Source organism: Halanaerobaculum tunisiense, from assembly GCF_054657635.1.
Genome location: NZ_BAAHYI010000002.1, coordinates 296,834 through 307,640, shown reverse-complemented (window position 1 = coordinate 307,640; position 10,807 = coordinate 296,834). Strand labels below are relative to the sequence as shown.

Below are 10,807 nucleotides of genomic sequence, written 5' to 3'. Positions count from 1 at the left end.
AGAAGCGAAGATTACCTCCGCTCCCTAAGATTAATCTCTATTCTTAATACTTATCTTCTAAGTTAATCTGCTGATAGAAATGGTGAAGGATCTGTTGATAACCTTGACCATCCTCAGCCATACCTGCAACAGCTACCTGATCCATTCCGACACTATGGCCCCAACCACTACCATAAAATAAGAAACTAACTACTCTACCATCCTGATACTGGGGCTGAATCCAGAATCGATTACTGCGCAAACCACCAAACTTAGATCGTAAACCGCTACTAATTCGTTTTTGTTCCTTAGCTCCTACTACTAAAATAGCTTCGACACTACCTGATTGACCACGCTCAGTAGGAGTAATCTCTTGAATATCAGCTATATCTAATTTATCCTCTAAATAATCAACTGTTAGATTCCGCTGCCAGCGATAATGGCTTAATTTAGTATACTTCTCAGCTGCGGAATAGGAAGCAGGTACTTTTTGGAGCCATTCCTTTAACTTAACTGGGGCCAACGGAAACTCTCTCTCCTGTAGTTCAGTAGATACACCTTGTAAATAAGGCACTTCTCCGCCCCAGATAGCTTCACTAGCTGCTGTATGGCCACCTGAGTTAGCACTATAAACAGCATTAACTGGCTGGCCATCATAAGTCATCACTTCCCCAGCTGTCGCCTGCACAGCTTGATTAGACACTTCGTACTCCCGATTGAGACCACGATAAGCAGCACAATCGACAGTAGAACAGAGATCAAACCCTTGCCTAGAGTGTTTACCTAAGTTAGCTAGAGTATAACTTCGGGCTGCTACTGACTGGACTTTCAGAGCTTCTAACGGCCAAGAAGCAGACATTTCCGAAGGCACCACTGCCTGAAGATACTCCTCTAACCGGACTATATTAACTGCGGTCAAACCTTCCTTAGCAGGCTTTAACTCTAATAAACCACGATACTGGCGATCCTCGCTTCCGCCCCAATAATAGTCAGATCCATACTGGACATTATGGACAAGAATAGGCACATAAGCCTCAGGAACAATCTGAACTGCTTCGCTAAACTCTATAGACTGCTCACCAAGCTCTATGTGATACTCACCATCTACAAAGCTAGCCTTAATAATAGCTCCTTCTTCTCCCTTAGCAATCACTTCTTGGTCCTGCTTAACAACAAAATCACTACCTACCCTAAAGAAAATCTGGGGCTGCTCGACCATAATCCCCACTCTTAACCTAGGCCCAGCATTAGTTAGTGGTTTAATAAACTCAAAATCAACCTCGGCTGGTAGATCTTCTTTTGTTATTTCTTCAGGTTCACCGGGAGTAGAAGATGTTGACTCAAAGTGCTCAGGATACTTTTCTTCTAACTGGGCCAACTTCTCCTTAACGAACTGATCTTGCCCATTCTCCGATTTAGCTTGCTTAAAGTACTTAATCGCCCCCTTAATCTCCTCTAGCTGGAGATAAGACCGAGCTAGCTGAGTCTTAACTCCTTTTAAACTCCCATCAGTAGCTAAGGCCTGCCGATAAAACTGACTAGCTGCCTGATACTTCTCTTGAGCAAAGTTAATCTCACCTAACTGATAGTAGGCTAAACCAAACTCCTGGTGCTTAACAGCCTGCTTAAAATAATCGCGGGCTGCTTGATAATTTTCTCGTTCTTGGGCTACTAAACCTAAATAATAATTAGCCTCGCGCAATAAATAATCCTCTTCTGTCTGAGCAACAACTTCCGTCAACTGCTCTGTTACCTGGTCTAATTCTTCCAGATTATAAGCAGCAACACCAAGCCCTAATCTATATCTAGGGGCCGGCTTTAAATCAACTAACTGCTGGTAATTCTTCTTAGCTAATTGATAGTCACCTAATTCTTCGTAAATAGTAGCTAAATTACTAGCAGCTTCCTGGCTTGCTCCTGCCTGAGCTGCCTGTTGATAATGCTTAATACTCTCCTGATAAGCTCCTTGGTAGTATAACTCTTGCGCTGTCTGTAATAACTGGTCTGGATCCTGTTGCTCCTGGTCAGGAGCAGAAAAATTACTAACTACAACACCAATAGTTAAAACTACCAAACTAACACAAATTACTAAGACGATTACTTTATTTTTCTGGTTCATATTATCACAACCTTCTAATAATCTACTATTTCTATTATAGCTTAATTATGTTAGGGATACAATTATTAATTATTGGAAGTGGTCTGGCGTCAGCCGTCTGCGGTCTGTCGTCTGCTGTTTGCAGATAGCCGACAGCAGACAGCTGATAGCAGACAGCAGATAGCAAATAACAAAAACGCCGGATCCCCCCCCGACGCTTGTTGCTAACTATTCTTCGTCTTTCATTGCTGCTATCTTTTGTAACGCTTCTTGGTCTTGACTCAATAACTGGGCTAGATAACTACTGAATTCTTCTCGAGTATCCTCGCGAGATAAAGCAAACTCGACTGTAGCCTCTAAAAAGCCTAATTTATTCCCAATATCATATCTCTTCCCAGAAAATACTTGCGCATATATACTATCCTGGGTCAATAAAGTTTCTAGGGCATCAGTTAACTGGATCTCATTTCCTTTCCCCGGTGGTGTATTCTCTAAGATAGAGAAGATCTCCGGCGTGAGAATATAGCGACCAAGAATAGCTATGTTAGATGGTGCTTCCTCTAAAGCAGGCTTTTCTACCAGATTAGCTACCTTATATAGGTCATCTTCTACTTCTTGGGAATAATCAACAATCCCGTACTTCGAAACTGCTTCATCAGCTACTTCCTGAACTCCAATGATACTGGATTCCTGGGCCTGATAAGCATCAATCAGTTGTTTAGTCACCGGCTTGTCTGCTTTAACAATATCATCACCTAATAGAACAGCAAATGGTTCATCACCAATAAAAGTCTTAGCCTTTAAGATAGCATGACCTAATCCTTTTGGTTCTTTTTGGCGGACATACTGGACATTAATCAGATTCGAGATATCCTGGACTCGCTCTAACATATCATCTTTACCTTTTCTCTCTAAAGCCAGCTCCAGCTCCAAGTGCTTATCAAAATGATCTTCAATAGCTCGCTTATGCCGACCAGTAATAATAATTAATTCTTCAATGCCAGCTTCTACTGCTTCCTCAACAATATATTGGATAGTAGGCTGGTCAACAATCGGTAACATTTCCTTTGGTTGTGCTTTAGTAGCCGGCAAGAATCTAGTTCCTAATCCTGCGGCGGGAATAACTGCCTTTCTTACGTTAGCCATAATTTCAAGCCTCCTCTGTGTAGTTTAGAGTTTACAATTTACAGTTTAATCAGATTGAGATTAAGTTTAAGGTTAAGTTTGAGTTTAAGATTAAGTCTAAAATTAAGAAAAATTAAAACCTTAAGCTTATAAAATATTACTCAACTTCGATCTTAAGTAACTAATTATAAAATAGCATTAGCCATTCTCATTTTAACACAAAATCAAATAATTTACAATTCATGTGAGAGATCATAATAATCGAGAATTGCTGCTACAATCCGCTCGCTAGCTTGGCCGGCCCCATAAGGATTCTGTTGCTTAGCCATCTCCTGATAGACATCCTGGTTGACCAATAAATTACTGATCTCCCGGCGAATCTGGCGTCTCTTAGTCCCTACTAACTTGATAGTCCCTGCCTGGAGCGCTTCAGTCCGTTCTGTAGTCTCCCGGAGAACTAAGACTGGTTTATCCAACCCAGGCGCTTCCTCTTGCAGACCACCTGAATCAGTAACTACCAGATAAGACCGGGCCAACAAGTTAATAAACTCCTGGTAGGGCAGTGGCTCTAAGAGATGGACCTGCTCTACTGCTGCTAGTTGGTCATAGACAGTAGTCTGCACCTCAGGATTGAGATGAACTGGCCAGACAATTTCTACCTCTGAAGCTAAATCAGCAATATCTCGGATGGCCTGACAGATCTCCTCTAAAGGCTGGCCTAGATTCTCTCTCCGGTGGGCAGTAACTAAAATAACAGGCTGGCTAAAGTCTAACTCCTGTAACTCAGGCGCCTGGAAAGAATAATCCTCGTCTACAATCAACTCCAAGGCATCTAGTACTGTATTACCAGTCACAAAGATCTGGGAGTCAACCACCCCTTCTGCTAGTAGATTAGAGCGGTTGGCCCTAGTAGGGGCAAAGTGAAGATCAGCTAAAGAACTAGTCAAGCGCCGATTAATTTCTTCGGGATAAGGCGAGTATTTAGCCCCACTTCGCAAGCCCGCTTCTATATGCCCAATCGGCAGCTGATGATAGAAAGAAGTCAAGGCACTAACAAAGGTAGTAGAAGTATCACCATGGACTAAGACTAAATCAGGATCTTCCGCAGCCAGGATAGGATCTAAGTCAGTTAAGATAGCAGCTGTTATCTGGGCCAAGGACTGGCCAGGCTGCATAATCTGTAAGTTATAATTCGGCTGGAGAGAAAATAACTCTACAACCTGGTCTAACATTGCTTGATGTTGGCCCGTAACAGCCACTACTGATTGAATCTGCTCCTCAGCTTCTAAAGCCTTGATCACCGGAGCCAACTTGATAGCTTCTGGGCGGGTCCCAAAAATCGATAAGACAGTCAGTTGTTCCATAATCAGCCCCCATAAATTAGATTAGGAACCAACCTAAGGTTGATTCCTAGTCTTTAGTATATGGAGCTAAGCTGTGATCTATTCTGCTGTAGCAGCTACCTCACTACCAGCAGTTAGTCCTGTCGCATTAACTGCTGGTCGGCCTACACTATAGTAAGTAAAGCCTCGCTCTTCCATTTCCTCTACCTCATAACAGTTCCGACCATCAATAAAGATTTTGTTATTTAATAACTCTGCCACGCGATCTAGATCAAGCTCTTGGAACTCAGCCCACTCTGTAACTAGGATTAAACCATCAGTATCCTCAATAGCATCATAAGCAGCAGTACAATACTGAATATCAGAACCAAAGATCTCTTCCGCTTCTTCCCTGGCAATTGGATCATAGGCTTTAACTTCTGCTCCCGCCTCTAATAACTGCTTGATTACTGTTCGCGATGGTGCTTCCCGCAGATCATCAGTATTCGGCTTAAAGGCTAGTCCTAAAACAGAAATAGTCTTCTCCGCTAGCTCAGGTAGCTCCCGCTGTAACTTATTGACTAGCGTCTCTTTCTGGAGTCGATTAGTCTCAATCACTGAATTAACGACTTTAAAGTCATAGCCATGTTCAGCTGCGGTCTTAGTAATTGCTTTAGTATCCTTGGGGAAACAAGCGCCCCCAAAACCAACTCCAGCTCGTAAGAATTTATCACTAATCCGGTGATCAAGTCCGATTCCTTGGGCAACCTCGGCTACATCGCCACCAGTTCGCTCACAGATATTAGCTATCTCATTAATAAAGCTGATCTTAGTAGCTAAGAAAGCATTAGCTGCATACTTAATCATCTCGGCACTATGGCGATCCGTATGAAGAATAGGCGCCGCAAAATCCTGGTGTAACTCATCTAGCACTTCCGCTGCATGCTCACTATTGGCCCCGATTACAACTCGATCGGGATTCATTGTATCATCTACAGCAGATCCTTCCCGTAAAAACTCGGGACAAGAAACTACATCAAAGTCATAAGCAGCCTCTTTTTCCTCTTCAATCAAGTCTGTGACCCAATCTCCAGTACCAACTGGAACAGTACTTTTATCAATTACAATCTTATAGTCATTGATATGCTGGGCAATCTCTTCAGCTACAGCTTTAACTGCTGATAAGTCTGCTCCGCCATCTTCTTGGGCAGGAGTCCCGACAGCAATAAAGATAATATCGCTTTCTTTAACTCCCCGCTCCAGCGAAGTAGTAAAGTCTAGATTACCTTGCGCATAATTGGCCTCTACTATCTCCTCCAAGCCTGGTTCGTAAATCGGCATTTCCCCATTTTTTAAGCCTTCGATCTTTTCCTCGTCAATATCAACACAGATAACATCATTCCCTAGTTCAGCAAAACAAGCTCCGGAGACTAGTCCTACATAGCCTGTCCCGACGACAGTTAACTTCATAGTTATTCCTCCGTACATATTAGTTTATAGTTTATAGTTTATAGTTTACAATTTACAATTTACAATTTACAATTTACAATTTACAATTTACAATTAAAAATAAATGATTATTATTTTGTGAAAAAAGTAACATCATAATTATTATATGATAATTACTCTCTTAAATCAATAGCACATTTTAACTGCTTCTTACTAACATTTCTGTAACTTATCTATTTAAGTTTGGCCAATAATTGATAATCTACATCCACAGTTCCTAGCAAGAACTTATCCTCATTAGCTGGGCCATGACAATCAGAACCACCAGTCATTAACAGATCCTGTTCTGTAGCTAACTGCCGGTAATAGTCTATTTCTTTCTGAGTATGATCGGAATAATAGACTTCTAAGCCAGCAAAGTCCTGACTAGTCAATAAGTCTAAGACTAACTCCCGATCAGCAATCACTCCGGGATGAGCTAACACGGAAATGCCTCCTGCTTGCTCAATTAACTCTATCGCATCGCTAGGCTCTAGTTGATACTTGGGGACATAGGCTGGCCCACCATCCTCTAGATAATCATCAAAGGCTGTCTGGAGATCAATTACATAGCCTTCCTCGACCATTAACTGGGCAATATGAGGCCGCCCAACTCCTTGATCCCCAGCTATTGCTAGGACTTGCTCTAACTCCAGTTCGACTCCTAGCTCAGCTAGTTTAGCCAGAATCTGCTGAGCTCTAGTCTGTCTTGCCTGCTGTAATTTAGCCACTACAGCAGTTAACTCCTGATCTGTAGGATCAATATAGTAACCTAGGATATCAACTCGTTGGCCCTGGTAGTAAGTAGTTAATTCAATCCCCGGCACTACTTCTAAATCCAAATCCGCTCCTGCTTCTCTAGCCGGTTTAACCCCAGCTACAGTATCATGATCAGTTATAGCTATTGCTGCTAAATCTCGCTCCTCGGCTGCCTCGACTAACTCCGCCGGCGTAAAAGAACCATCAGAGGCAGTAGTATGTAAGTGTAGATCTATTTGTGGCATACTATCTTCCCTTCCAATTTACAATTTACAGTTTACAATTAACAATTAACAATTAACAATTAACAATTAACAATTAACAATTAACAATTAACAATTAACAATTAACAATTCAAAACCATAACATTAGATTAAATCCGAGTTATACTTAAACTAAAGCTTATTCTTCTTCCTCTACCTCTTCCTTTTGATTTAACTTCCCATCGTAATATAACTCATAAGGAATCTCAGTCTCCTGTAAAATCTGATCTAAGGGATAGACTAAGACTTCTCCGGCGATGAATTCATCATTGGTATAGTTAATCAGTAAGTGATCAACTTCTTTAGCCCGTAGTTTCTCCTCGATACTGGATAGATCTTCTTTGGGTAATAATTGGACATTAACTTCGGCTTCCTTCTTCTCACCTCGCTCAGCAATTGAATCCAAGCTACGGTTGGCCCGATCTTGGTACTGTTCAACAATTGTCTCCTCTACATCCTCTGTTACTTTCTCCCCTAAGAAACCAATATCGGAGATCAAATGAGATAGGGAATCCGGTAGTTCTTATTCTATAAAGCCAGCTACATATAATTCATCATCTGGTTCTACTAATTCAAAAGCTCGATCAATTACCTGGTCTAAATTCTCGAAACTGAATAAAACTAGCATTACTTTCTTCATTGTTGGCCCCCCTTCGATTAGTTTATAATTGACAATTGAGAATTGACAATTAAACATAACATCAGTTCAAATCTAAAATTCAAATTAAGTCTGATTATGAGTTTACAGTTTACAATTTACAATTTACAGTTTACAGTTTAAATTCAAAACCATGAAACCAGTTTAAGGTTGAGTCTGAGTTTGAGCATAAGATTAAGTGTGAGTTTGAGACTGAGTTTAAGTTTCAGATTAAGCTTGAGTAAATCCAACCAAAAAATGAACCAATATACATCAATTATAGGAAATATAAACTAAACATTAAAGAAAGAATATAAATTTATCCTAGCACATAGCACACAACTCACAGCACATGACACAACTAAAAAACAATCTCCAAACCGACTAGTGGCCAATAATATCTAGCTACTAAGGCGTAACTAATCCAGGAGACTAATAACAGAATAGACCCTAACTTGATTGCTTCATCAACTCGGTAGTAACCAGAGGAGAAAGCAATTGCATTCGGTGGGGAACCCATTGGTAGATTAAAGGCCAAACCACCTGGTAGAGCTACAGACAGAGTAATAATCACGGGATTGATCTCGTAGATATCACCGATACTAAAGGCTAAGGGTAGAATAATAGCTACGGCAGCTACATTACTAACTCCTTCAGTTAGTACCATAGTAAAGATGGCTAAAAAGACTAGGAAGGCATAAGGTGGTAAGTCCAACTGAGAAAAGACAGCGCTAGATAACCACTTAGTAGCCCCTGTCTCCACTAGTGAGGTAGCAACTACTATCGCCCCACCATACATCAGGATAACCCCCCAGTTAATATATTGTTCAATATCATCCCATTCTACTACACCAATGACAAAAGTCAAGACCCCACCTAAGATAGAAATTACAGAAATATCAACCCAACTGGATAAGAATAACCAACTAAAGATAACTACACATAAGACAACACTCAATTTTTTCTCTTTAGTAGACATCTTTCCTTCTTGTTCCATTTTTTCTTTTAGTTTCCGGCGAGCTGGCTCAATACTATCTATATCTATTTCTAGTAGTTTAGTAAGCATAATAGAAGCTACAATTAAAATTAAGGTCGGAATCGGCCAGGAATACTTGATCCACTCAAAAAAGCCAATTGAAATCCCATAATTCTTCTCCAGTAAACCAACTGCTAATAGGTTACGAGCTCCACCTAAGAAAGTAGTGATCCCGCCGGCAATTGCACCCCAAGCCATAGATAAAAAGAGATATTTACCATAACTACTCTGGAGTGGTTCTAACTCTAAGGTAGTAGCAATCTCGACTATAATCGGAAATAATAAGGCAGCTACGGCGTGTTCAGGCATAATACAGGATAGTAAAGCTGAGGACAGTAAAATACCTAATAATAATTTCCGGGGACTCTGACCAAAGGTCCGCATAATCCGAAAAGCAATTCGCGATCCAAATCCAGTCTGATAGATCCCTGCTGCTAGAATCAAAGCACCTAAGATAAAGAATATCGCTTTATTACCGAATAAAGCAAAAGTATGCTCTAATTCTAGGATATTAAGTAAGGGAATCAGGGCAATACCTAATAATCCAGTCATGGACAAAGGAATTGCCTGACTGACCCAGAGGCTAAGACAGAGACTAAAGACGGCAAAAGAGTTCTTCCCCGCTGTAGTCAAGCCTTCAGGAGCAGGTAAAATCAAGATAGCAGTAAACATTAAAATTCCTAAGACAACAATTATCTTTTTTATATTTTCAAACATAATTCAACCTCCACTTTCTGTGTTAATTTCTTTATACTTTCAATCGCATCTTCTTGATTATATCAATGATTTTAAAAAATGTAAACTGGAGTCAGGTTTCGAGGGCTTTTTTCCTTCGGGTACTTTTTTTGTTCGTTTCATTCCAGGTGAAATGAGATCAACCAAATAATAAATTTGCTTGATTCAATCTCATTCACCTTCCATTCCACACCCGTGAACAAAAAAACTATAAGATCAGTGTAAAAGCCACTCGAAACCTTTTTAGATTACCAATTTTAATGTCGTTGTGAAACTCTCACCTAGTAATTGATTAAAAAATTATAGTTCTAAAATTGAAATAAGGCCAATTAAATTGGCCTTAAAATACAAAATACTTATCTCTATTCTCTTTTCAAATCTTTTATTTCTTGTCTAGATAATCCTGTTGCCTGCTTTATTTTTTCAATCTCTAGACCGATACTTAATAAATTTTTAGAGGTAGAAATTTTTTCTTCTTTTCTTCCTTTCTCTTTCCCCTTTTTTATTCCTTCTTCTTTAGCTTCTTTAGCAGCCTCTTTAATATTCGTAATTTGATCATGAATTGCCTTTTGTCTACTTTCGTAAATCTCTCTTGTTTCTTGATCGTGGCTTAACACTTCTAATCTCTCTGCAGCTTCCCGCAATTCTTCTATTCTTTCCTCTACCATATTTGCTTCTCCCTTACTATTTCTTTATATTATTATATCGTATTTCGCTCAATATTAAAAGATCTATAGTCTTTTATTAACTACACTTAATACCTTCTCTACTGATTCTTCTAGAGATAACTCTCGCGTATCAACTACTACTTCAGGATCGACTGGTTCTTCATAAGGAGCAGAGATCCCAGTGAAGTTATCGATTTCTCCTTTTTTAGCCTGGTCATATAAACCTTTTGGGTCACGATCGGCACAAGTCTCTACATCTGCTTTAACATAGACTTCAATAAAGTTATCCGCACCGGCTTTTTGGCGGGCAAAGTCTCGCGACCTTTGGTAGGGCGAGATAAAGGAAGCTAATGTGATTAAGCCTGCATCCTGGAATAAAGCTGCTACTTCCGCAATCCGGCGGATGTTTTCGTTTCTATCCTCAGGAGTAAAGCCTAAATCCACATTTAAACCATGCCGGACATTGTCACCATCTAGTCTATAAACAGCTTGGCCAGCCCCGACTAGTTGCTTTTCCAATTCAACGGCAATTGTGGATTTTCCCGAGCCGGAAAGACCAGTAAACCAGACGACAAGCCCAGGTTGGTCTAAGACATTGCAGCGATCTTCATGGGTTACTTCGCCGCTATGCCAAGTTATGTTTTCACTCATTTTAATACCTCCTAACAAAATAAATTATTAATTGACAATTGATAAT

The 10,807-nt window shown here is 40.2% G+C and carries 9 protein-coding genes; all 9 read right to left on the bottom strand.

The features are described from left to right. Nucleotides 1-43 precede the first annotated feature (43 nt). The 9 genes from ACYQ3D_RS03060 to cysC all read right to left on the bottom strand — a co-directional run bounded on the left by ACYQ3D_RS03060 (nucleotide 44) and on the right by cysC (nucleotide 10,761). Nucleotides 44-2,098 carry a SpoIID/LytB domain-containing protein gene (locus tag ACYQ3D_RS03060; RefSeq protein ID WP_459836080.1) on the bottom strand — a complete coding sequence of 685 codons (2,055 nt, stop codon included), beginning with the start codon at nucleotides 2,096-2,098 and terminating at the stop codon, nucleotides 44-46. A gap of 207 nt (nucleotides 2,099-2,305) precedes the next feature. Continuing rightward, nucleotides 2,306-3,223, bottom strand: a complete 918-nt coding sequence (gene galU, locus ACYQ3D_RS03055; RefSeq protein ID WP_459836078.1) for a UTP--glucose-1-phosphate uridylyltransferase GalU — start codon at nucleotides 3,221-3,223, stop codon at nucleotides 2,306-2,308. Between the two features lie 212 nt (nucleotides 3,224-3,435). Then, entirely contained in the window at nucleotides 3,436-4,566 is a 1,131-nt protein-coding gene (wecB, locus tag ACYQ3D_RS03050) for a non-hydrolyzing UDP-N-acetylglucosamine 2-epimerase (RefSeq protein WP_459836076.1), read from the bottom strand. A gap of 78 nt (nucleotides 4,567-4,644) precedes the next feature. Next, a complete protein-coding gene (locus tag ACYQ3D_RS03045; protein WP_459836074.1) occupies nucleotides 4,645-5,994 on the bottom strand; it encodes a UDP-glucose dehydrogenase family protein in 1,350 nt (449 codons plus the stop codon). Between the two features lie 212 nt (nucleotides 5,995-6,206). Then, complete coding sequence (locus tag ACYQ3D_RS03040; RefSeq protein ID WP_459836072.1) at nucleotides 6,207-7,016, bottom strand: PHP domain-containing protein; 810 nt, start codon at nucleotides 7,014-7,016, stop codon at nucleotides 6,207-6,209. A 157-nt stretch (nucleotides 7,017-7,173) separates the two neighbouring features. Further along, nucleotides 7,174-7,533, bottom strand: coding sequence for a hypothetical protein (locus ACYQ3D_RS03035; RefSeq protein WP_459836070.1), 360 nt, complete (start codon nucleotides 7,531-7,533; stop codon nucleotides 7,174-7,176). 499 nt (nucleotides 7,534-8,032) lie between these two features. Beyond that, nucleotides 8,033-9,424 (bottom strand): SLC13 family permease, encoded by a 1,392-nt coding sequence (locus ACYQ3D_RS03030; protein ID WP_459836068.1) that lies wholly within the window; start codon nucleotides 9,422-9,424, stop codon nucleotides 8,033-8,035. A gap of 380 nt (nucleotides 9,425-9,804) precedes the next feature. Further along, the gene (locus ACYQ3D_RS03025) at nucleotides 9,805-10,110 is read right to left on the bottom strand and encodes a hypothetical protein (RefSeq protein ID WP_459836065.1); all 306 of its coding nucleotides are present in this window, start codon (nucleotides 10,108-10,110) and stop codon (nucleotides 9,805-9,807) included. 63 nt (nucleotides 10,111-10,173) lie between these two features. Beyond that, a complete protein-coding gene (gene cysC / locus ACYQ3D_RS03020; protein ID WP_459836063.1) occupies nucleotides 10,174-10,761 on the bottom strand; it encodes an adenylyl-sulfate kinase in 588 nt (195 codons plus the stop codon). Between the last annotated feature and the right edge of the window lie 46 nt (nucleotides 10,762-10,807).

Coding starts and splice junctions, on each gene's coding strand:
- galU (WP_459836078.1), bottom strand. CDS start 3,223: ATGGCTAACGTAAGAAAGGCAGTTATTCCCGCCGCAGGATTAGGAACT.
- ACYQ3D_RS03045 (WP_459836074.1), bottom strand. CDS start 5,994: ATGAAGTTAACTGTCGTCGGGACAGGCTATGTAGGACTAGTCTCCGGA.
- wecB (WP_459836076.1), bottom strand. CDS start 4,566: ATGGAACAACTGACTGTCTTATCGATTTTTGGGACCCGCCCAGAAGCT.
- ACYQ3D_RS03060 (WP_459836080.1), bottom strand. CDS start 2,098: ATGAACCAGAAAAATAAAGTAATCGTCTTAGTAATTTGTGTTAGTTTG.
- ACYQ3D_RS03040 (WP_459836072.1), bottom strand. CDS start 7,016: ATGCCACAAATAGATCTACACTTACATACTACTGCCTCTGATGGTTCT.
- ACYQ3D_RS03030 (WP_459836068.1), bottom strand. CDS start 9,424: ATGTTTGAAAATATAAAAAAGATAATTGTTGTCTTAGGAATTTTAATG.
- cysC (WP_459836063.1), bottom strand. CDS start 10,761: ATGAGTGAAAACATAACTTGGCATAGCGGCGAAGTAACCCATGAAGAT.
- ACYQ3D_RS03025 (WP_459836065.1), bottom strand. CDS start 10,110: ATGGTAGAGGAAAGAATAGAAGAATTGCGGGAAGCTGCAGAGAGATTA.